The sequence below is a fragment of the Lyngbya sp. PCC 8106 genome, from assembly GCF_000169095.1.
Taxonomy (GTDB): domain Bacteria; phylum Cyanobacteriota; class Cyanobacteriia; order Cyanobacteriales; family Microcoleaceae; genus Capilliphycus.
The window spans coordinates 44496-66757 of record NZ_AAVU01000019.1 but is presented as its reverse complement, the minus strand read 5'-3'; the positions used below and the strand labels follow the sequence as shown (position 1 = coordinate 66757).

Annotated in this window: 17 protein-coding genes; 10 read left to right on the top strand and 7 right to left on the bottom strand. The window is 38.2% G+C overall.

The window, feature by feature from the left end; translation table 11 throughout:
* Positions 1-301 precede the first annotated feature (301 nt).
* Positions 302-2584 carry a dynamin family protein gene (locus L8106_RS14335; RefSeq protein ID WP_009785048.1) on the bottom strand — a complete coding sequence of 761 codons (2283 nt, stop codon included), beginning with the start codon at positions 2582-2584 and terminating at the stop codon, positions 302-304.
* An 826-nt stretch (positions 2585-3410) separates the two neighbouring features.
* On the opposite strand from L8106_RS14335, the gene L8106_RS14330 reads away from it, so the two are divergent.
* The 4 genes from L8106_RS14330 (at position 3411) to L8106_RS14315 (ending at position 10493) form a co-directional block, all read left to right on the top strand.
* The gene (locus tag L8106_RS14330; RefSeq protein WP_009785047.1) at positions 3411-4481 is read left to right on the top strand and encodes a bifunctional 2-polyprenyl-6-hydroxyphenol methylase/3-demethylubiquinol 3-O-methyltransferase UbiG; all 1071 of its coding nucleotides are present in this window, start codon (positions 3411-3413) and stop codon (positions 4479-4481) included.
* Between the two features lie 129 nt (positions 4482-4610).
* Positions 4611-6791, top strand: coding sequence for a transglycosylase SLT domain-containing protein (locus tag L8106_RS14325; protein ID WP_009785046.1), 2181 nt, complete (start codon positions 4611-4613; stop codon positions 6789-6791).
* A 208-nt stretch (positions 6792-6999) separates the two neighbouring features.
* Complete coding sequence (locus tag L8106_RS14320; protein WP_009785045.1) at positions 7000-8700, top strand: hypothetical protein; 1701 nt, start codon at positions 7000-7002, stop codon at positions 8698-8700.
* 35 nt (positions 8701-8735) lie between these two features.
* Positions 8736-10493: a hypothetical protein gene (locus L8106_RS14315; protein ID WP_009785044.1), complete on the top strand. Its 1758-nt coding sequence runs from the start codon at positions 8736-8738 to the stop codon at positions 10491-10493.
* Positions 10494-10510: 17 nt separating this feature from the next.
* Here L8106_RS14315 and L8106_RS14310 read toward each other — a convergent pair whose 3' ends face one another.
* Positions 10511-10960, bottom strand: coding sequence for a GNAT family N-acetyltransferase (locus tag L8106_RS14310; RefSeq protein WP_009785043.1), 450 nt, complete (start codon positions 10958-10960; stop codon positions 10511-10513).
* An 18-nt stretch (positions 10961-10978) separates the two neighbouring features.
* On the bottom strand, positions 10979-12703 hold the full coding sequence (locus L8106_RS14305) for a family 10 glycosylhydrolase (protein WP_009785042.1): 1725 nt from the start codon (positions 12701-12703) through the stop codon (positions 10979-10981).
* A 591-nt stretch (positions 12704-13294) separates the two neighbouring features.
* On the opposite strand from L8106_RS14305, the gene L8106_RS14300 reads away from it, so the two are divergent.
* Together L8106_RS14300 and L8106_RS32190 are read left to right on the top strand one after the other, a co-directional pair.
* On the top strand, positions 13295-13732 hold the full coding sequence (locus L8106_RS14300) for a hypothetical protein (RefSeq protein ID WP_039896339.1): 438 nt from the start codon (positions 13295-13297) through the stop codon (positions 13730-13732).
* Positions 13733-13757: 25 nt separating this feature from the next.
* A complete protein-coding gene (locus tag L8106_RS32190) occupies positions 13758-13916 on the top strand; it encodes a hypothetical protein (RefSeq protein ID WP_009785040.1) in 159 nt (52 codons plus the stop codon).
* Positions 13917-13927: 11 nt separating this feature from the next.
* Here the strand turns inward: L8106_RS32190 and L8106_RS14295 are convergent, their stop codons facing one another.
* Together L8106_RS14295 and L8106_RS14290 are read right to left on the bottom strand one after the other, a co-directional pair.
* Positions 13928-14653, bottom strand: a complete 726-nt coding sequence (locus L8106_RS14295; protein ID WP_009785039.1) for a M15 family metallopeptidase — start codon at positions 14651-14653, stop codon at positions 13928-13930.
* A gap of 89 nt (positions 14654-14742) precedes the next feature.
* Positions 14743-15402 (bottom strand): class I SAM-dependent methyltransferase, encoded by a 660-nt coding sequence (locus L8106_RS14290; RefSeq protein WP_009785038.1) that lies wholly within the window; start codon positions 15400-15402, stop codon positions 14743-14745.
* A 155-nt stretch (positions 15403-15557) separates the two neighbouring features.
* On the opposite strand from L8106_RS14290, the gene L8106_RS14285 reads away from it, so the two are divergent.
* Positions 15558-16532 carry an ABC transporter ATP-binding protein gene (locus tag L8106_RS14285; protein ID WP_009785037.1) on the top strand — a complete coding sequence of 325 codons (975 nt, stop codon included), beginning with the start codon at positions 15558-15560 and terminating at the stop codon, positions 16530-16532.
* Between the two features lie 21 nt (positions 16533-16553).
* Positions 16554-17597 (top strand): ABC transporter ATP-binding protein, encoded by a 1044-nt coding sequence (locus L8106_RS14280; RefSeq protein ID WP_009785036.1) that lies wholly within the window; start codon positions 16554-16556, stop codon positions 17595-17597.
* Here the strand turns inward: L8106_RS14280 and L8106_RS14275 are convergent.
* A complete protein-coding gene (locus L8106_RS14275) occupies positions 17527-18162 on the bottom strand; it encodes a hypothetical protein (RefSeq protein ID WP_156803677.1) in 636 nt (211 codons plus the stop codon). The genes L8106_RS14280 and L8106_RS14275 overlap by 71 nt on opposite strands.
* A gap of 76 nt (positions 18163-18238) precedes the next feature.
* Here L8106_RS14275 and L8106_RS14270 point away from each other — a divergent pair, with 76 nt between their 5' ends.
* Together L8106_RS14270 and L8106_RS14265 are read left to right on the top strand one after the other, a co-directional pair.
* Positions 18239-18655, top strand: a complete 417-nt coding sequence (locus L8106_RS14270) for a phosphomannose isomerase type II C-terminal cupin domain (RefSeq protein ID WP_009785034.1) — start codon at positions 18239-18241, stop codon at positions 18653-18655.
* A gap of 228 nt (positions 18656-18883) precedes the next feature.
* Positions 18884-19957 carry a glycosyltransferase family 1 protein gene (locus L8106_RS14265; RefSeq protein WP_009785033.1) on the top strand — a complete coding sequence of 358 codons (1074 nt, stop codon included), beginning with the start codon at positions 18884-18886 and terminating at the stop codon, positions 19955-19957.
* A gap of 17 nt (positions 19958-19974) precedes the next feature.
* On the opposite strand, the gene L8106_RS14260 is transcribed toward L8106_RS14265, so the two are convergent.
* A complete protein-coding gene (locus L8106_RS14260; RefSeq protein WP_009785032.1) occupies positions 19975-22245 on the bottom strand; it encodes a hypothetical protein in 2271 nt (756 codons plus the stop codon).
* Between the last annotated feature and the right edge of the window lie 17 nt (positions 22246-22262).

Genomic DNA, 22262 nt, shown 5'->3' with positions numbered 1-22262 from the left:
ATCAGACAAAAAGGTTGATGGTGAAACCTTGAAATTAATTATTTTGATGCACCCTACCCATTGAGTGGAACCTGTAGAGTGCATCAGACAAAAAGGTTGATGGTGAAACCGTGAAATTAATTATCTGATGCACCCTACTAGGGATTAAATTTTAGTGCATCAGACAAAAAGGTTGATGGTGAAACCTTGAAATTAATGATCTGATTCACCCTACCCATTGAGTGGAACCTGTAGAGTGCATCAGACAAAAAGGTTGATGGTGAAACCGTGAAATTAATTATCTGATGCACCCTACTAGGGATTAAATGTTAGGGAGTATAAACCCTGTACAATGGTTAACCTGTAAATCTTGATTAATGCTATCAACAGCTTGATTATAACTCCCAATATTCGCGTCTACTTTGTATTTCTCCTTTTTAATTTGTTCAAGTTTACGTTCAGCATCCTTTTCTATGTTATGTTCTAGCCGAACATGAGCGGCTTTAAAGTGAGCAATAATGACTCCTACTAGATGATCTGCACCGGGTAAAAGATGATCGTTAATGGTTGCATTAATCGTAGTCCGAAATCGGTACATAATGGTGTGATGAACCTTTTGTTTAAAATCAATCTCCAAAAGTTGTCGAACAGCAGGTTCAGCAGTTAACATTCCTTGAAAATCTGTGCTTTGACAAGCTTGATATAGCGTTTGTCGCAGTTGAAAAGCTGGAACGGCTCCTTCTTGGTAAAATAAAGCGGTTTCTCGGATATAGGGTTCACATTCGGTTCGAGCTTCGTTGATAATTGCATGAATTACTTTTTCACGCAAATCTTGATCGAGATAGTGATAAATTCCCGCATCATTCCCCAACAAATTTTCTAGCCGTTGGTAATATTCAGCACTGGAGACATTGTGAGTTAATTGATTGAAGAAATTATTCACCAATTGTTGAGAAGATGCAGTTAAAACTTTCTTCAGTCCATTGGTGAGATAGTAAAACGCTTCTGACAAAATCGCCATCACCGGAACAACGACATTTTCTTCGTGGCTTCTCAACGCCAATTGATGCGTTTCTTCAACAGAAAAGTTAGCAATCAAACGATCAAGTTCATGCAGCATATTTCTCTGAATTTGACGATAATCTCGTTCTAAACGATTATTATTGTTCGTCGCAAAAGCTTCATTGAGTTGTTCCTTAATATGTTTGGAAAATTCTTCACTAATGTCAAACAAGTCTTTGCCCAGTTTGCCTAAAGCTGCCTTTTTAATTGCCGCAATATCAACGGGTTGACTTTCCCACTCATTTCTCAAGTCTGAGTAATAGTCTTTCAATTCCTTACAGATGGGTTGAAGATCCTCTGCTAATGCTTGAAAGAGTTGAGGTTTACGTTCGTGCATGAGATAATAATTCAGCTTTTCTTTAAACCCTTCAACTCCACTTTCTTGAATTAACTGATTCAGCAAATCATCACCATACTCATTGATAATTGCTTTAAATTTTTCTGGTGTATTTGGTGCAGCCTTAATTTCAGGAGTAGTAGTAAATCGAGTATGAGATACTTTCTCGGGAGTGTCAAAGTATCGATTAAACTCGCTCTTAAATTCATCTGGTACTTGAAATGTAAGATCATTTCGCAGCAAAGAACCATAAAACCCTAACATTGCACTGGTTTTATAAACTCGTCCTTTTTGCTGTTCTTGGTGAAAGTGGGAATTAATTACCTTTTCCAGCAGATCACGACGTTCTTGCTTGTACCATGTTGCATCAATATGATTGAATACATAGAAAATGCGATCGCGTACTGCTTCGCTATCGTGAATGTGTTTAATCAGCTTAATTTCCGCTTCTGTTAGCGAGCCTTTTAAAGCTGTTTGCAATACACAAACCACTGCGGAAGTATCAGGGTGAGTGATTTTATCGTAGGTGATTTTAGTATGAATTGATAGAGGCGCATCTATCCCCGGAGTGTCTACGATAACAATTCCATTTTCTAATAAGGGATGATTACAGTAATATTTGATTTGCTTGAAAACGGCTGCATTTTCCCAACGAACATAGTTTTGTGCGTCCTCTAAATTGATATCTTTGATCGGATCGTTTTGAATATTTTCTTTGTTCTTTTCAAAACCCGTAAGCAACTGTTGAAGTAATTCGGCTTGTTTTGCTCGTTCTAAATTTCCAATTGCTTGTGCCTGTGTTTCTATATTTTCGGCTTTTTCTCGTAGGTTTTGAATGCTAGTAGGTTCATCCAAGTTTACGCTGTCTGCTAACTTTAGCTGATCACAAAGTTCGGAAATTTGTTGTTGAATTTCGGTTTTGCTAAAGAAGTAAAGAACTGCTTTTTCGTCACCTGGATTTTGAGCATATTCAACGTAACATTCTGTTCCGGTTGCAACTCCTTCGGAAGCAAAAAGCAATTTCCGCTCTAACAACGTATTAATTAAGGTAGATTTACCCGCACTAAAGGTTCCCGCAAAAACGATTTCAAATCGGGGAGAAGTGGCTTTGTGTAGAGAACGTTGAACTGCTGCTGTATCTACAGTAATCTTGGCTTGAGAGATTTGATTTAGTAGAGCATCAACCTGATTTTGTAAGGCAGTCATTGTGTAACCTGTTGGGGTAGAGTTTTGTTTTTATTTTTCTATAAGCAAGCTACAGAATTCGTCGGGATTATTTCGGAAAAAATTTGAGATTTTTTTAGCTAAAAAATATTAAGTATTTATTCGTATAAAGAACCATATATTGATGTTTATATGACTTGATATAAACGAGTGTAAAAAATATAGGGGCGCAAGGCAATGCGCCCAAAATAAACCTGTAGGGTGCATCAGACAGAGAGGTTGATGGTAAAACCGTAAGATTAATGCTCTGATGCACCAGACTTTGCTACTTGGCATCAGACAGAGAGGTTGATGGTAAAACCGTAAGATTAATGCTCTGATACACCAGACTTTGCTACTTGGCATCAGACAGAGAGGTTGATGGTAAAACCGTAAGATTAATGCTCTGATGCACCAGACTTTGCTACTTGGCATCAGACAGAGAGGTTGATGGTGAAACCGTAAGATTAATGCTCTGATGCACCAGACTTTGCTACTTGGCATCAGACAGAGAGGTTGATGGTAAAACCGTAAGATTAATGCTCTGATGCACCAGACTTTGCTACTTGGCATCAGACAGAGAGGTTGATGGTGAAACCGTAAAAGTAATTATTTTGATGCACCCGACCCATTGAGTTGAAAAAAACCGAGTTTCGCAAGAGTTACCGGGTTTTTGGGTGCATCAGACAAAAAGGTTGATGGTAAAACCGTGAAATTAATTATCTGATGCACCCTACCCATTGAGTTCTGGAACGAGTTCACCCAATGTTGGGTCAATGAGGTACATTAGCATCATGGGAACCCTGATGAGATTGAGGATATAGAACTCGTGGTAGCGAACAAGCCGACAACGGTAAGCGATCCAACCGTTTTAGAAGATGCACTGATGCTGAAGGTAAAGCGACTCACATCAGCTAGAGGACAACTCGTTTTACCCTGTGTACCCGCACTCTTAGACCAATATGTAAAACAGTTTCACGGCTTACTGGTGGCGTTGGGACAAAATTTCACACCGCAGGAAATGCAGGCTTTGCGTCAGCTTGTTCAGAAGAAACTGACAGAAGGATACAACGCTTCGCCTCATGCTCGTTTAGTCTTCAAATACGAGCCACCTGAACCAACACATGGACTGACTCAGGGGCTAAGATTAACAGTAACAACAGAAGTCCTCACTATTGAAAACAAATATCAACGTTGGCTTTCAACTCGCGAAGGGCCATTGTTTGGTTCTCATCCAGATGCTAAACTCATGGCGATCGCTTCTCAACTGAGAAATGCGGCGACCACTCCGATTTTAGACGTGGGTGCAGGAGTCGGGCGCAATACGGTTCCTCTAGCTCAACGAGGACATCCGGTGGATGCGGTAGAACTCACCCCCGAATTTGCTCAAATTATCGCTAATACGGTAAAAGCCGAAAATCTACCCGTGCGGGTGGTTCAAAGTAATATTCTCAACCCGTCTCTGAAACTCCCGCAAAAATATTATAAATTAGCCGTTGTTGCTGAAGTGATTTCCCATTTTCGTACCCTTGAGCAAGTGCAAACTTTATTGAAAGTGATGTGCGATGCTATTCAACCCGGAGGTTTACTGCTGTTTAGCACATTTATTGCGATCGATGGCTATGAACCCGATGAAAAGGTGCGAGAAATGTCTCAGGTGCAATGGTCTTATCTGCTAACTCGCCCAGAGTTAAACGCAGCAATGCAGGGTTTGCCCCTACAGGTGTTGTCGGATGAGTCGGTGTATGAATATGAACGGACTCATTTAAGTGCCGAAGCATGGCCGCCTACGCCTTGGTTTGAACATTGGGCTTTGGGTCGCGATGTGTTTCCGATTCCTAACCCACCGATGTCTTTACGATGGATATTATGTCAAGTTAATGAAAATCCCGCTCACTGAATTGTAAACGGTAAACAGATGAAATTCTAGTTGATCTTCGCTTGAGAAAAGTTACCATAACATATTAATCAAAAACCGATAATATCTCACGATTAACCCCTGAACATTGACAACAAAGCAAATTCCATCATGGTTAAGCAACGGATCACTCAATTCGCCCTCTTGCTCGGTGCTGCGTCTGTCGCCCTAGCAATTGGTGTCTTTTTCCCGATCACCCAGTTACAACGATTTTTGCCGTCTCGCGAGGTATCAACCCCAGAGTCTGATGCGAATGAGATGGTGATTTTGTTGGCATCGATGTCCCCAGAAGAACGTCAAGACGAACTTATCGATATTGCTGAAACGTCTAAACCCTCTACTGATCGCAGTCGGGCGCGTTATTTACTCGCCAGTGATTTTATTCAACAAAATCAACCCTCTGAAGCCATTGGGCTTTTAGACGGACTTGAAAAAGAGTATCCACTTTTGGCGAGTCATATCCTTCTGAAACGGGCGCAGGCTTATGAACAGATGGGCGATACGGCGAATGCTAAACAAACTTGGGAAGCTTTAGTCAAAGGTTATCCCAAAGATCCCGTTGTCGCTGAGGCGTTGTTTGTTTTGGGGAAAGAAAACCCCGAATATTGGGATCAAGCGATCGCCGATTTTCCGGCTCATCCTCGGACTGTTGAAATTGCCGAAACTCGCTTAAAAGAAAATCCCAATCAACTTCCCCTGTTATTAATTATTGCTCGACATGGCATTTACTTAAAAGACTATGGCACTTATTTAGAAAAGCTGCGCCTGAACTATGCTAGCCAGTTAACACCTGAAGACTGGGAAGCAATGGCTTTTGGATATTGGGAAAAACAGGATTATGGTAAAGGCGCTTTGGCTTATGCAAAGGCACCCCGCACTCCTCGCAACCTCTACCGCCATGCACGGGGTTTGTGGCTTGAGGGGAAGATTCCAGAATCTCGCCAAGCCTATGAACAATTGATTCAAGCCTTTCCCGATCAAACAGATCCCGGTGGGGAAGATGCGGGTTTTGGGTTAATTCGTTTGTCTCGGTTAAGCGATCGCAAAGATGCGGTAAAATATCTCGATCAAGCGATCGCTAAGTTTCCGTTTCATCGCCCGGAAGCGCTTTATGATAAGGCGCAATTGCTCGATAAATTGCAATCAAAACAGTCTGCGTCTCAAGCCCGACAAATGTTGTTAAGTCAGCATAGTGAGTCGGAACCTGCGGCGCAATTGCGGTGGAAAATTTCTCAGGATTTTGCCAAAGCTGGAAAAATTAAAGAGGCGTCTAAATGGGCGAAGGAACTTTCTACCCAAAATCCCGATAGTGAGTTAGCCCCAGAAGCAACATTTTGGATCGGAAAATGGGCGCAACAAATTGGCAATTCCGCAGAGGCTAAAAAGGCTTTTGAATATTTATTGGCTCGTTATCCCGATTCTTATTATGCTTGGCGAAGTGCTGTACAATTGGGTTGGCCTGTGGGGGATTTTACCACAGTTCGTCCGCTCAATCCTCATGTTGAATATCCAGAGACACATCCGGTTCCGACTGCGGGTTCTGAGACGTTACAAGAACTTTATCAACTCGGTAAGCATCAAGAGGCTTGGAAACTGTGGCAAATTGAGTTTACAAACCGAATGCAACCGTCTGTTTATGAACAGTATACGGATGGTTTAGTGCGCTTGGGTGTGGGGGATAATTTGGATGCGCTGTGGATGTTGTCTAGCTTGAGTATGCGCGATGAACCCGAGGAACGTGAGAAGTATTTGGAGTTAAAGAAAACACCGGAATATTGGCAAGCTTTGTATCCTTTTCCTTACTTAAACACGATTGTAAATTGGTCGGAGGAACGTCAATTAAATCCGGTGTTGGTAACAGCTTTAATTCGTCAAGAGTCCCGGTTTATGCCGGGGATTAAATCAGTGGTTGGTGCAACGGGTTTAATGCAAGTCATGCCGGAAACAGGCGAAGAAGTTGCCCAACAAATTCAACTGACGAATTATTCGTTGGAAGATATTGAGGATAATGTGAATTTGGGAACTTATTATCTCGATTTTACTCATCGGGAATATAATAATAATTCGTTACTGGCTGTGGCGAGTTATAATGCTGGGCCTAATGCGGTTTCGGGTTGGTTAGATCGATTTGGTTTTCAAGATGCGGATGCTTTTGCTGAGAAGATTCCCTATCCTGAAACCTATGGTTATGTGAAGTCTGTTTTTGGCAACTATTGGAATTATTTGCGGATTTATAATCCTGATATTGCGGCGATGATGGCAAAACATAAGGCTTCTTACAAGGCAAAGTAGGGGTTTATTCATGTTGTAAAAAATTAAAAAACCTGTAGGGTGCATCAAACCAAAAGATAGGGGAGAAAACCGTTAAGTTTTCTATCTGATGCACCCTACCAATATGGGGTTTAAAAGCAGATATCAAACCGATCTGTTTTATTTTGTGCCAAACTAGGGTACACTGTCCGATAGAATAAAATTCATTGAATTAACATCTGGGTAAACTTTGCTGAATTTATCTTTAGAAAAGTCTTCGAGTCGTCAAGTTAGGCTATGGTTCAGTCTAAGTTTAATTGTGGCGATTGTGTGTGGAATTTGGGCGTTTTTTAAGGGTTGGGGTCAAGAATATATTATACAAGATGATGCGCGATCGCACGTTGTTTGGATGCTCAGATTTTTAGATCCTGAACTGTTTCCGAATGATCTGATTATCGATTATTTTCAGTCTGTTGCGCCGCCAGGATACGCTAAATTTTATCAATTTTTTGCAGGGTTGGGGGTGAGTCCGCTTTTATTAAATCAAATATTACCGACAATTTTAGGGGTGATTACAACGGGGTTTTGTTTTGGGGTGTGTTGGGAGATTTTCCCGGTTCCGATAGCAGGATTTTTGAGTACATTACTTCTCAATCAAAATCTGTGGTTAAAAGATGATTTGATTACAGCGACACCCAGAGCGTTTTTTTATCCAATATTTTTGGCTTTTTTATACTTGCTATTACGGCGATCTATTATCGGTGTGGGAATTGCGATCGCGTTGTTGGGAGGATTTTACCCGCAAGGGGTTTTAATTGCGGTGGGTGTGTTAATTTTACATACAATTTGGAGTGAAAAGATTTTTGAGTCTCGCCAGAAAAAAAGCTATTTAATTCTATTTACGGGGTTGGGAGTTGGGGCGTTAATTTTACTTCCTTATCTGATCAATTCTTCTCAATGGGGAGAAGTGATTAATCTCACTCAAGCCAAAACATTACCAGAATTTTATCCGGGAGGGCGGGCTTCCTTTTTTACCGATAAACCGTTGGATTTTTGGTTAACCGGAGATCGTTCGGGTTTATTACCCCAAGAATGGTTTAGAAAATCTCCAATTCCCCCTCAAGTTTTTGCCGGAATATTGTTACCAATTTTATTGAGATATTCATCAAAATTTCCCTTAACTCAGAAAATTTCTCGTTCTATTCTAATTTTACCTGAATTACTGTTTGTCTCAACTGGATTATTTTTACTCGCTCATTTGTTGGCTTTTCGGTTACATCATCCTAGTCGTTATAGCCAGCATAGCTTGAGAATTATCATGGCAATTGCAGGGGGAATTGCAATTACATTACTTCTAGATGTCATTCTCCGCAAAATTAGCGAACAACAGAATAAGAGTTTCCTCAAACTGGGTTTAGTGGTGTTAGTATTTCTCGGTTTATGTTATCCTATTTTAATCAGTCGCTTCCCCATTACCAATAATGTTGTTGGGAAAATTCCGTTACTGTATGAATTCTTTGCCATTCAACCCAAAGATACGCAAATTGCATCTTTAGCCAATGAAGGGAATAATATTCCCGCCTTTTCTCAGCGTTCAATTTTAGTGAGTTCTGAATATATGTTACCCTATCATCAAAACTATTATACACCGATGAAACAACGAGCAGAAGGGTTAATAAAAGCACAGTATAGTTCAAACTTAGAAGACGTTAAACAGTTTATTCAAGAGTATGAAGTTGATTTTTGGATGCTAGAAGAAGATGCACTTACTTTAGAGTTTGTTCAACAACAGGAGTCTCTCAAAAAACTCAGTCCAACCGTTACTACAGAGGTCGAAAAAAATCTCAAAACTGGACAAAAACCAGTCCTTTCCAACTTAACAGATCGTTGTACTGTTCTCCAGGTTCAAGAGTATATTATTCTTGATGCTAACTGTATTCTCGACTTTTAATTTCAGGCTATTAAACTATTATCAAATCTAAGTCTATGTCAATGACTCGTTTACACGCTTTTTTAACGTCTCCACTTGATAAAACACCTCGTTCGAGAGTGATTTTTTGGTTTAGTCTGAGCATGGTATTTGCTGTTATCTATGCCGGGATGGCGTTACACCGTGCTTTTGAGAGTTCGGGTGTAATTCAAGATGATGCCCGTCAGCATATTTTCTGGATGCAAAGATATATTGATCCAGAGTTATTTCCGAATGATTTAATTGCTGATTATTTCCAATCTGTTGCGCCTGGCGGATATAAACTTGTTTATTTTATCGCAACGTTTTTAGGAATTCACCCGCTCGTTTTTTGTCGAATTATTCCTTCATTTTTAGGGATTATTAGCACACCTTTTGCCTTTGGAATGAGTCTAGAAATTTTGCCTGTTCCTCTGGCGGGTTTTGTGGGGGCGTTGTTGATGAATCAGATTATTTGGTTGAAAGATGATGTCGCCTCTGGAACACCGAGAGCTTTTATTTATCCGATTTTTCTAGCGTTTATCTATTATGTTCTCAGAAATAATATCTGGGGTGTAGCGATTTCAATTGGTTTAACGGGGTTGTTTTATCCGCAATATGTGTTTGTCGGATTAGGGATTTTAATTTTGCGTTTGTTCGCCTGGAAAGAAGGACGATTATGTTTTTCTGCTCACCCAAAACACTTAAAAATATTTGCAGTTAGTTTTGCTGTAGCGTTTGTTGTGATCTTGATTTATGCCTTACAAACTCTAGAATTTGGGCCAGCTATGAATCGAGCAGAAGCCCTACAATCTTTAGAGTTTTTTGAGAATGGACGCAATCCCTTTTTTGAGGAGAATCTGTTTGATTTTTGGTTTAATAGTAGACGCAGTGGGATGTTTCCAAAGTCGTTATTTACTCCGGCAACTCAGTGTTTAGCGTGGTTATTTCCCGTTTTATTCTTATTTCGTCCCGCTTTTCCTTTAGTGGATAGAATCAAGCCTGGAATTTGGGTGATGTTTCAATTACTCATTTCCTCGGTTGTGATGTTTTTGTTGGCTCATGCGTTTCTGTTTAAACTGCATCTTCCTAGTCGATATACCGGAATCAGTTTTAGAATTGTAATTGCTGTCATTACGATTGTAGCGTTTACGATCATTCTCGATGCTTTGTTAAATTGGATAGAGGTTAAACGTCAGCCAAAATCAGAAAAAAAAGAAGTTTTTCCCCGAACAACTCAGAAGATTATTGCCGGGGGATTAATTGGAGTGATGACAATTTCTCTACTATTTTATCCGAGTTTTGTGCCGTTCTTTCCGCTCGTAAAATATGAACAAGCAGATCGACCTGAACTTTATGAATTCTTTCAGCAGCAACCCAAAGATGTTTTAATCGCATCGGTATCTGGAGAGGTGAATCAACTCCCCACTTTTGCTCAACGTTCAATTTTAGCAGGTCGAGAATATACGATTTCTTATCATACGGGATATTATCAAAAAATGAATGAGCGAACCACTGATTTAATTCAGGCTCATTATAGTCCAGATTTGGAAGAACTCAAAGCCTTTATTCAGAAGTATGGGATTGATTTATTCCTAATTGAACTGTATGCTTTTGTTCCTGAATATTTCTTTTTTAACGATTGGATGAATGAATTTGAAGAAGGAAAACAAGCTTATCAGTTTTTGAAAATAACGGGGGAATTTCCGGCTTTGGCAAAAACAATTAGCAAGTGTTCAATTTACACCGCCGAAGAATGGTTTATTCTGGATGCAAGCTGTATTTTAAAACAGTAGAAACCCGCAAATATCAATCAGATGTTTGAGCGAACTAGGCGGATAAACTGACAGGTTGAACCGGAAACTAGACTTTCAAATGTACCGTTTTCTTGAAATCCGGCTTTAGCATAAAAGCGACGCGCTCGATCATTGGCCGCAATTACAACTGTCCAAGCCGGACATCCAGTAATATTTAGAGCTAACCTCAACAAACGTTTTCCAACCCCTTGATTTTGATAATCTGGATCAATATAAAGTAGGCTAATATGGTTTTTGTAAACAGCCACAAAACCGACTACTTTGTGATCATCACAAGCTACAAACTTTCGACAAGGATAAAATATTTTGTTGAGATAAGGATTCTCAGCCAGAGGAGTCAAGCCACGAGGAACACATACCCCTGCAAATTCGCCAGGTTGCGCCCGGTCGTGAACTTGACAAACGGCTTCCCAATCTATTTCAAAATAGGGACGAATTTTGATCATTTAGGGAACAAAAAAACCCTATTCCAATTTTAACTCAGGAATGGTAACAGAGGGAAGAGAAGCGGCAATAATTTCGGGCCGTTCAATCGTATCAGGGAATAGGGCAGAGAAAGCGGTTTCACCGTCTTCTGTTCCGGCTAAAGACTTCAACGTTTCATAGAAGAAGAAAGAGACTCCAGCAAATTTCCGACGACGACTTTCAGCGACTTGTTCTTGAACCGTTGAAAGCGGAACCGATTGATTTTTCAAGCCGGTTAAAATTCCCACAGCAACCGGAATATTAACTTTAGCATTCAGAACTTCTGCTGCTTCTAAATCAGCTTTAAATGCTTTGGGGTCATCCCGATAAACTTGCAGCACTAATTCCTCAATAAATCCAGATTGTTCCCAAGTTGGCCAATCTTGTAAATAATTGTCGTAGGCGTAGGATTTGGGATTAGGTGAAAGGGAAATAATACAATCGGGTTTGTAATCTTTGACAACCCAAAATAGGCGCATCATAAAGTCAGTGAGTTTATCAGCACGCCACTTCACCCAATCCTGATCTTTGGGATCACTGGGAGGCAATTTACCGTCGTTTTCTCGTTGGTAAAGTTTACTTGTAAACTCATCATAACCCAACTCAAAAGGTAAGCCAAAGTGATCATCAAATTGAATGCCATCAATATCATATTTGCTGACAACTTCAACGATTAAATCTAGGATAAACTGTTGAACTTGGGGGTTAAATGGGTTGAACCAAACGCGATATTTATCTTCTTCTTTTACAAAAGGAATTCCTTCTTTATTTGTGGTAATCCAATTGGGGCGACTCTGTAAGAATTGGGAATCTTGGGGAACCATGAATCCAAACTCAAACCAAGGCATAACACTCATATTTTTTGCTTTTGCTTGAGTGATAATTTCTTGGAGAACATCTCGTCCGGCAAGTTCCGGTGCCGGATCAAGTTCAGTCCCAATAATACGCTTCATTACTTGACTCGGAAACTGGGTAAAACCGCGATTCCAAACCACTGGATAAAGGGTATTAAAGTTCAACTCAGATAAGGAGTCAATCGCTTCTACAACTGAGGTGGGGGAAAACAAAACATCACTGTCAATATTAGTCAACCAAACCCCTCGAATTTCTCCATTAGGGGCATCAATTTCTACTGCTTTGACGAGGTATTCCTTGGGAACAGAAGACTCTTCCTCTGCTTTCAATAATGCTTGAGATAAAAAAGTGGTAATTTCTCCCCGAGTGGCAAATTCTTCGGGCTTGAGGAAGTTGAGATCCGGGTAATTAACAACTAGACCATTTTCAGTGGCAGCCGCGATCAGGCGTTTAGCATAATCGGGAATTTTATCGTCATCAAGATAGGTTTTTTCGAGAGTAAAATCAACGGGTTGAATGAGATCAAGTTTCAACCCGCTAGAAAGTGCAACTAAGGCTTGAACCCGAGGAATTTTCTGTGTGGGCTTAAATGTTTTATCTTGATAACCACTTAAAAATCCTGTACGATAGGCTTTTTGAATAACTTCATAAGCCCAATAATCATCAGCAACATCTTCAAATTCAATTCCTTCTCGAATTTTGGGTTGATCGGGAAATGCTTTGTTTAACATTGCGGCAAATTCTGCGCGGGTTACAGAATTATCGGGTTTGAATGTTCCATCTTCATAGCCGCTAATAATCTCATCATCCGCTAATTTTTCAATACAGTCTTTTGCCCAATATTCTTTGATATCACTAAAATCTGCCATGATTTATACCGTGTTGGTTGAGTTATAAATAGTCCGTTGGGTTGTCGATTTCTAGAAGTTTCTCATCACGCAACCCTGTGGGTTATTTCGATACCCATCTTAAGGATTCAGGGAAAAATGATAAATTTGATCAGTTTATTGGGTGTAAGCGAACACTCAAGTGCGATGAATTAGCTTCTACCATAGTATTAGATAGACTTTGTATAGATTTTATGAAGGAAATTTGAAGTCTTTTTTGCTCGAAAAGATGCAAGTTCTATCCCCTCAGCCTAGCTCCAGTAGCCTTGGGTTCAGAGGCGGGTTCAGGTCGCGGAGTCGGAGTCTTCCCAAATACTTCCTATTTCCTTGATACGATTCACCTACTATTCGGGCTATTAATTTAGAAGTAAACAAGATTAATTTGTATAAGTTCTGCTGTTTTATTCAATCTTGATTTGATCAAAATTTTAGTTGTTATAAATATTTATAAGCTGTTACACATCTACATCACATATAATTATTTCAGTTGATTACGATTAAACTTCTCAATTTTATTAAGGATAATGTATGATAGTATCGATCAAGTCAGCGTATTTAAAAATTGGTTGTGAGATGAAAAGACTTCAACAAGGAATCGCGATTTCAATTGGATCGATGACCGGAATTTTTTTTAATGTCACCTCTGGAATGGCTCAAATATCAGAAGTACCGGAACCGAATAATAATGGTGATTTTATGACAGCTAAGGTTATGGGAAATCGAGGTTATTACAATAATAGAATCTGGCTAGTGGTTGATCCAGAAAATCTCAATTGTCGAGATACACCCGGAGGAAAGATTAAAACGCAGTTAACAACAGGGGCAACCATGACCGCAATTTTTTCACAAGAAGGTCGGGAAGATGCTATTGTAATGAGAAATAGTAAGCCTTGGTTGCGGGTGCGTAGTGTTAACCCCAACTTTAATACTGATTCTGGAACTTGTTATGTTCGGGCTAATATTAAATATGTTTTCCCGATCAATAATGATTATCTTAAAAGTTTGAACTAGATTGACAATAAGATTGATTAATCCTATGGGTTCGGCAGAAAGCAAAGATATTCTTGTTAGCTTTTTGAATGCTTTGATTGATAATGCTGACGAAAGTTCCTGTCAATTGCTGAATATTTTAGATAATGAAACAATCAGTCAAACAATAGGACTCAGTATTGAACAAATTCAAAATTTATGCTAAATTAATTTAAGTTAATCTACGGAGTATCGTCCATATTTGGCAACATAGTTATGTTCAGTTTTCTGCTGATTTGTTAACCAAACCCACATTTGATCACCAAAAGAAAAATGCCACCATTCATTCGGGTGTTGTTGAAATCCGGCTGAAATCATTACTTCTGCTAACAGTTGGCGATTTTGATGATATTGTTGTTCGACTGGATGAGAACTTGTAGCAAAATGATTCGGATAAGAACGAGGAGAAAGTTCATCAATAGGTGAACCCATATTAACAGTTTTTCCGGTATTATTCACTAATGCAATATCTATCGCCGCACCTGTACTATGAGGTGGAGGAGTTGCGGGTTCAAGACTGGGAACCGCCCAAAATTGATAGACTTCTGCTAAGATAGCTTGGTGTTGTTCTGGGGAGATTAAATCGGGCTTAAGTTCTCTATATTTTAAAGTTTTAGCAAAGGTATAATCTACCATAAACTGTTGTACTTCAACAGGGCGGTAAGCATCAAAAATTAAGATTTTCCAACTTGGATAGTTAGATTGTAAATCAGTTTGAGCATTAATTAAACGTTCGAGAACTTCTTGACGTAAATAATAGGGAGAATTAACACCAGAAAGATGATAAGGCGCGCCTAATTTTTGATAAGCATGAGGAGATTCAACCGCAAACTGTTTGTGAGGAATAAGCACTAACGGTTCACCACAATCTTTAATTGGTATTTGTTGGTAAGGTTTGGTCATGTTTTTAGGCTTTGATAATTTACCCAAATTACAGCTTATAAAAAAGGGGAAATTGGAGGTTAATTTCCTTTTCCCCTGGCTCTAATTATTTAGTTTTGACGATAGGCGATCACAGCATAAAACGGATCTCCACCTCCCAAACCTAACATCTGTAAAATAGACGGAACTGAAGACTGTTCAGCAATCACTTCAGGAATACTAAACCCCGGTAAACTTTGCCCTTTAACGGAGTTAAAATATCCCTTTACCAGTTCCACTCGACTGTTTTCGGTTCCGTCTCGCCAAGCGGTAATTGCTTTTTGATAAAACATCCGATTTGAGAAGCTAACAATTGCAATTCCACCGGGTTTAAGAATGCGATACATCTCATAAAAAATGGCTTCAGGATACTGTAAATATTGCACCGAAACACAGTTTAAAACCGCATCAAAATCACAATCTTCTAAGGGTAATTTAGGGTTTTCATTCAAATCCTGAACAAAGTAATGATCAAGTTGAGGATTTTTTTTCAATTCTTCCTCATTCATCCCATGTCCTTCCAGGTGAGCAAATTCTATCTCCGGAAGATGAGACACCCAACTACTCATCATATCAAGAATTCGAGTATTCGGTTTAAGACGTTCGCGGTAAAGATTTGTTAAGCGATCAATAAACCCCTCATCGACATGAGTGACAAAGCGAGGATAGGAGTAAAATTGGGAATCATCTGTCTGATCGAGTTTTTTGCGGTCTTGAGCTTGTAGCAACATCGTGGCAATATGGTATAAACTACTCTCTATATAGTTTAAAAAGAATATTACGGAGTGTAAAGTAAGTTATTTAGAGAGTGAAGTGCTTAGAGAGATAACCAAAAGTCAATATAGGTTAAACGTGAATTATTTTTGTTCGTTTATTTAAAAGTTTAATGTCGCCTCTATTAGAAGTTCATAACTTAGAAACTCGCTTTTTTACTCCTGATGGTATTGTCTGTGCAGTCAATAATATTTCTTATGCAGTAAATTCGGGGGAAACGATAGGAATTGTTGGGGAGTCAGGTTCAGGTAAAAGTATTAGCGTGTTGTCAATTTTGCGGTTAATCCCTTCACCTCCCGGTAAAATAACTGGCGGCAAAGTATTGTTTGAAGGTGAAAATTTATTAACAACTTCCTCAGAGGAATTACGAAAAATTCGCGGTAATCAAATCTCGATTATTTTTCAAGATCCGATGACTTCTCTAAATCCAGTTCTAACAATTGAAAAACAAATTACAGAGTCCATTAAGCTTCATTTAGGACTGAATAAAAACCAATCAAAATCAAGAGCAATTGAATTATTAAAAAAAGTCGGAATTTCCGATGCAGAAAGCAGGATAAAAAACTATCCCTATCAATTTTCGGGGGGAATGCGTCAACGAGTAATGATTGCAATGGGGTTAGCTTGTCGTCCTAAATTATTAATCGCAGATGAACCCACAACAGCTTTAGATGTCACCGTTCAAGCCCAAGTTGTAGAGTTGGTTAAACAGTTAAAAAAAGAACTTGGAATGGCGGTGATTTGGATTACTCATGATTTAGCATTATTAGCCGGATTAGCGGATCGAATTTTAGTGTTATATGCAGGTCAAATTGTTGAACAAGCTTCTATTCATCAACTCTATAAACATCCTCGTCATCCTTATACAATAGGATTACTAGAAAGTTTACCGCGTTTAGAGGGAAATATTCCCGAAAAGTTACCTGCAATTGAAGGTGTTCCTCCCGATTTAATTCATTATCCAAAAGGTTGTCCGTTCGCGCCTCGATGTCGTTTTGCACTGGAACATTGTTTTGAAGAAAATCCTCCGTTAGAATTAGTAGAAAATGGACATCAGGTGGCTTGTTGGGTAAAGCCTGAAATGTAATCTTATTAACGAGAAAATAAAATGATTGAAACTGATATTAATCAACCTAAAACCAATCCCAAACAAGATACATTAATTACCATTCAAAATTTACAGGTACATTTCCCCATTTTTCAAGGAATTTTAGTTCAAAAAATAGTCGGTGCGATTAAAGCGGTTGATGGTTTAAGCTTTGAAATTAAACGAGGTGAAACCTTAAGTTTAGTCGGAGAATCTGGTTGCGGAAAAAGTACAACGGGACGGGCAATTTTACAGCTTATTCGTCCAACAGTCGGAAAAGTATACTTTGAAGATACAGATTTAACTAGACTAGAAGCTGAAGAATTACGAGGGATGCGTCGGCGAATGCAGATGATTTTTCAAGATCCCTATGCTTCCTTAAATCCCCGGATGACGGTGGGCAAAATTATCGCCGAACCTTTAATTATTCACAACTTATCGACTCCAAAAATACATGATCGCGTAGAAGAATTATTAGAATTAGTCGGATTAAACCCTCAATTTATTAACCGTTATCCCCATGAATTTTCAGGCGGTCAACGACAGAGAATTGGTATTGCTAGGGCTTTAGCCGTTAATCCTGATTTTATTGTTTGTGATGAACCGATTGCTTCATTAGATGTTTCTATTCAAGCCCAAGTGATTAATTTAATGAAATCTTTGCAGAAAAAATTAGGGCTAACTTATCTATTTATTGCCCATGATTTGAGCGTTGTTCGACATATTTCTAAGCGAATTGCTGTGATGTATTTGGGTAAAATTGTTGAACTAGCAGATAGAGTTAGCCTTTATCAAAATCCCTTACATCCCTATACTCAAGCTTTACTTTCTGCGATTCCGATTCCCGATCCCGAACTCGAAGCTAAACGTGAACGAATTATTCTTAAAGATGATATTCCTAGCCCAATAAACCCCCCTAAAGGCTGTCGATTTAATACTCGTTGTCCGCTCGTTGTTGATCGTTGTCACCAAGAAGAACCCGAATTTAGAGAGGTTAGTTCAGAACATTTTGTGGCTTGTCACTTAGTTGAGGATTCTCAGCAGATGAATTCAAATCTGGTTTAAAAATTTGTAACCATTGACCATGATTAAGTTGTAAATTACAAAAGGTTTCTTTCTCCTTAATTTTACAGTATCCTTGTGCTTCATATTTATCCCAATACTCTCGCATTGCTTCGGGAAAATTGTATTGCTGTTCAGTGACTAAAAATTGAGATTCAGAAGTATGATTTCCGAGTATTGCTGTAGTATCAAAAGTTGTTTTAAACAAAATTTTCTCAGAATTTACTTCTAGCCAACATTCTCTCCAGGTTAAATTTGAAACATCAAGTTCTTCTCCTATCGAAGCAAATTCACTCGAACATTGACCTTTAATACCAGAAGGATCAGGTGGAACAGTTGCATTAGCACAATCTTCTGCGGTCATTTTTTGCCACATTTGATAATTTTTTTGAGCTTCTGGCCCATATTCACCCAAAACTTGATTTAAAGCTTCCTCGTGAGAGAGGGTTTGACAAGCTTTGAGAATTTGACTATGAATCATTTCCTCAATTGTTGGCCAAGCGAACACCGGAAAGGATACACTTAAAAAGGAGCTAGTTGCTAACAGACAAACCATCCATTTTTTCATCAGAATATTTACACATTATGTTTGTTAGTGCTAGAACCTATAATAGCGGTAACACTTCTTATTCTCGACTAGCATTATGACAAAAGATAATACTGACACATCCGTAAAAACAGAGACACTGACGAAAACAGAGACTTCTCAAACTCGTACACCTCCTTGGGGTCAGGTGACAGTTTTAGAAGAGGGTGATCGCTATCGTATTAACCGGATTATTGTGAATCCGGGATATCATATTAGTACCCAAATGCACTATCATCGCAGTGAACATTGGATTGTTGTTGCAGGTACTGCTAAGGTGATTTGTGGGGGTGAACACACAATTTTAATTCCGAAACAATCCACCTATGTTCCTATGAATACTCCCCATAGACTTGAAAATCCGGGCGTAATTCCCTTAGTCATGATTGAAGTACAAAATGGGGAATATTTGGGAGAAGATGATATTACTCGTTTTCCAGAAGAAGGAGGTTATGGCGGAAAAACAGAGAAATAGTTCATCGGTAAAAATAGGCTCACAAAACAGACTGTAAATATTTTGCATTGTCAAAATCATGTAGCTAACTATTTTAGTTTTCTCTGTTGATGAGTCAAATTGTTCTTTTTAGGGGCGATCTTTTCTGCCCCTATTTATCCAGTAATTTTTGTGTAAAAAACAAACTTTAAATCTTCTTTAAAAACTAAAATTTTCTTGATAAGATTATCCTCGTAATACTGAGTATTAATGTCTAATTCACTGCTAATTAACCTTTCTGTTCTTATTCCTGAAGCGACAGGTATTTCTGTATATGCAAGTCAAATTTTACCCCAACTTAAACGACTCAATCCAACTCTATTAGTAGCAGAATCTCCAACGGGTTACTCCTCCTATCCGGTTCCCAGTAATATGACACCCGCTCAGGGAACAAAAGGACATTTTCGCCGCTTACTTTGGACTCAATTTAAACTTCCTTATATTTACCGTAAACTCAAAGGAAATCTCGTCTTTTCACCACTCCCAGAAGCTCCATTATATTCTTCCTGTCGTTCGATTGTCATGGCTCATGATTTAATTCCTCTAAGGTTTCCAAGACGGGGTTCTCGCCTAACTGCTTACTTTAAATATTACATTCCAATGGTGTTATCTCAAGCTGAACATATTGTTTGTAATTCTCAATCAACGGCTCAAGATTTAGTGCAGTTTTTTAAAATTCCTGAAACTAAAATAACACCTATTGCTTTAGGATATAATCCTGAAACATTTCAATTTCTTGATTTACCAACAAGCAATTATTTTCTTTATATTGGTCGCCATGATGCTTATAAAAATTTATCCCGATTAATTACTGCATTTTCCCGATTACCTGATCGTGATCATTATGAGTTGTGGTTTGCAGGGCCAACTGATAAAATCTATACTCCAAATCTAAAAGTACAAGTCGCAGAATTAGGATTAAATCAACAGGTTAAATTCTTAGATTATGTTTCACCAAAAGAGTTTACAAAAATCATTAATCAAGCCATAGCACTGGTTTTTCCGAGTCTTTGGGAGGGGTTTGGTTTTCCAGTTCTTGAGGCGATGGCTTGTGGAACTCCTGTGATTACTTCTAACCTTGCTTCTTTACCGGAAGTTGCGGGAAATGCGGCGTTGTATATCAATCCTTTGGATGTAAATGAAATCACAGAAGCGATGAAAACTTTAGCTAATGATAGTCAAATACGATCAGATCTTCGCCATTTAGGATTAGCGAGAGCGAAAGAGTTTCAATGGGAAAAAACAGGAAAAAGAACGGCTCAGATTATTGAGTATTATCTTTAAGACGGATAGAATTTAATTTAACTTGACAGTCGCATGGCTTGAGTCACCTCTACCGGAATTTCTGAGCCAATTTGCGTTAAATTATCTGTTTCTGCATCATAAGCCCAAACTTTTAAGATGGTATTTCCTAAAGGTAAAACTGTTGTGGGAACTCGAATAAACCAACCCGATTTACTATACTCAAATACCGATAAAACCTCAGCCACATCTGAACGATTTTGATTCACTTTTCCCACTGTAATCAGTTTATTTTGATCGCCGTAGCTGAGATAAACTGCATCTGCGGGTTTTTGCTTTTCGGGTAAAACCGCCCATCCACTCATTTCTATGACATCATTTCTATAAATACGTTGAGGGGGTAGGACTTCTACAAATCCATTTTTTAGGTTAGTTTGAGGATTGGTTTCAATCAAACTCAAAGGGCGATTACTGCGCTTCCAAAACCAATGAGATTGAACCAACTTATAAGGTCTATACTGTTGTAAAACATTTTCATAAATTAAAGCCGCAGAATCAGATTTTAATACTCGATCCCAAGGATTTTCAAACCACATTTCATTAGTAAGTAAAATAATATTCGGTTGAGTTTTTTCTAGCTCTTGAACGACTACTTTTTGAGCTTCGATAGGTTTAGAATAGAGAACATAGCCATATTTAGAGCAAGAGGGTTTATTAAATAAATAATACCATAATCCTTCAGACGTGAGGTTGAAAAAGCAAGATTGTTGATCAATTTCGGGTTTCATTACAGTGAAAGCTTCTAAGTAATCTGGTTTTAGAATTTGAGCATCAGTAAAAGATAATCGACTTGGTAATTTGACAATTTTATTCGTAGCCGTTTGGAGATTAAATCCAGGTTCAGAACGAATTAAGCTGAAAACTAAAACAACAATTATAACTTGATAAATTAAACTAAGTTTAAGTGTTTCTAACTGCGGTTGCAAATATTGATTAAAGCAGATATAAATCAAATAAGCTAGTAAAAAAACCGTCGGAATTGTACCATGATAAGCATGACCTAAATCACTGCGATCAAGCGTAATTCGCATATAAACAACAGATGCAGAAAGAAGTAAAATCAGTAAATAATTTTTCTGAACAAAAGGACGCAGTTTTAAATTTTCTGTCATTAAATCCAACACTAAATAAACCAGCACAACAGTTTGAATCAGCATCGCTAACCAAAAGTTTTGCGAAATAAAAGTCATCTCCAGAGGAGGTAAAGGAATAAAAGAAATATATCGACCGTATTTTCCCCAGTAGAGAACCTGTGAACCGATAGCTAAAACCTGTTCAGTTCCTAAAATTGCTGTGATTAAAATTAGAGAAAGAGTTAAACCGAATAGAGAACTAAAAATCCAACTTCTAGCCGTTTTCTTCTCTAAAAATAAGCTCAAAAACAGACTAACAATATAAACTGCTAAAAAATAAATAGCTCGATCATAAACATATAAAAAACTCGTCGGAAGTGATGCGCCTAAAATAATTCCTAACAGTTTTGCTTGTTTAGGTTGAATATAAATGACTCTAAAAAATCTGAGTGTGAGAGCTAACTGAAGAATGAAAAAAGTTCCTCGTCGTCCATCAAATTTAAAGAAAATTCCATCTAAGATACAAAATAATAAACAGGATGCTAAAAAAATCGGTAAACGGGATTTTTTAAGTTTTGTAGTTCCGGTAAGTTCCCAGAAAATCCATAAATATCCTAAACTGGTTATGACATTTTCTAAGTTAACAAATAAACGAGTTAGAGCAATACCATTATCATTAAAAGTTAATAGAGTTGCTAACCAAGTCGGTAGAACATCCATTCCCCAACCATGAATTAAAACAGTATTAACAAAAGGTTTTTCTAGCTGAATAAAATTAGGTAAAAATCCTAGATATTCTCCTTCGTGAAAAGAATCAATTAAAGTCTCTTTAATCTTAAATTGATCGAAGGGAATATTAATCACCCAAGCTGTTAATAGTATTCCTGTTGTGACAACCCAAACTCGTTGATCTTTGACAAAAGATAAAATAGCCTGAAAAATTGATTCAACTGTTTTTCCCTTTATTTTTAAACTCAAAACCGCTAAAAAAGGTGGAACTAACAAAAGAATCAAATATTTTACATAGTCTGTATAAGGACTAATATTTTCGAGATAAGCTAGTGAAATGACTTCGGTATTATTTCCCAGTGGAATCTGAATTTGATTCACAATTGGAACCAAAATAATCCAACTAACTAGGGTAATACACAACACCCAAGCAAAAGAAGGCTTAGAACTATTTTCACGATTAAACATTAGCGTTTAAGTTAGAG

What these genes read in the sequence shown, in the direction of transcription:
- L8106_RS14335 (WP_009785048.1), bottom strand. Translation starts at nt 2,584, where the DNA reads ATGACTGCCTTACAAAATCAGGTTGATGCTCTACTAAATCAAATCTCT.
- L8106_RS14325 (WP_009785046.1), top strand. Translation starts at nt 4,611, where the DNA reads ATGGTTAAGCAACGGATCACTCAATTCGCCCTCTTGCTCGGTGCTGCG.
- L8106_RS14315 (WP_009785044.1), top strand. Translation starts at nt 8,736, where the DNA reads ATGTCAATGACTCGTTTACACGCTTTTTTAACGTCTCCACTTGATAAA.
- L8106_RS14310 (WP_009785043.1), bottom strand. Translation starts at nt 10,960, where the DNA reads ATGATCAAAATTCGTCCCTATTTTGAAATAGATTGGGAAGCCGTTTGT.
- L8106_RS14305 (WP_009785042.1), bottom strand. Translation starts at nt 12,703, where the DNA reads ATGGCAGATTTTAGTGATATCAAAGAATATTGGGCAAAAGACTGTATT.
- L8106_RS14300 (WP_039896339.1), top strand. Translation starts at nt 13,295, where the DNA reads ATGAAAAGACTTCAACAAGGAATCGCGATTTCAATTGGATCGATGACC.
- L8106_RS32190 (WP_009785040.1), top strand. Translation starts at nt 13,758, where the DNA reads ATGGGTTCGGCAGAAAGCAAAGATATTCTTGTTAGCTTTTTGAATGCT.
- L8106_RS14295 (WP_009785039.1), bottom strand. Translation starts at nt 14,653, where the DNA reads ATGACCAAACCTTACCAACAAATACCAATTAAAGATTGTGGTGAACCG.
- L8106_RS14290 (WP_009785038.1), bottom strand. Translation starts at nt 15,402, where the DNA reads ATGTTGCTACAAGCTCAAGACCGCAAAAAACTCGATCAGACAGATGAT.
- L8106_RS14285 (WP_009785037.1), top strand. Translation starts at nt 15,558, where the DNA reads ATGTCGCCTCTATTAGAAGTTCATAACTTAGAAACTCGCTTTTTTACT.
- L8106_RS14280 (WP_009785036.1), top strand. Translation starts at nt 16,554, where the DNA reads ATGATTGAAACTGATATTAATCAACCTAAAACCAATCCCAAACAAGAT.
- L8106_RS14275 (WP_156803677.1), bottom strand. Translation starts at nt 18,162, where the DNA reads ATGAAAAAATGGATGGTTTGTCTGTTAGCAACTAGCTCCTTTTTAAGT.
- L8106_RS14270 (WP_009785034.1), top strand. Translation starts at nt 18,239, where the DNA reads ATGACAAAAGATAATACTGACACATCCGTAAAAACAGAGACACTGACG.
- L8106_RS14265 (WP_009785033.1), top strand. Translation starts at nt 18,884, where the DNA reads ATGTCTAATTCACTGCTAATTAACCTTTCTGTTCTTATTCCTGAAGCG.
- L8106_RS14260 (WP_009785032.1), bottom strand. Translation starts at nt 22,245, where the DNA reads ATGTTTAATCGTGAAAATAGTTCTAAGCCTTCTTTTGCTTGGGTGTTG.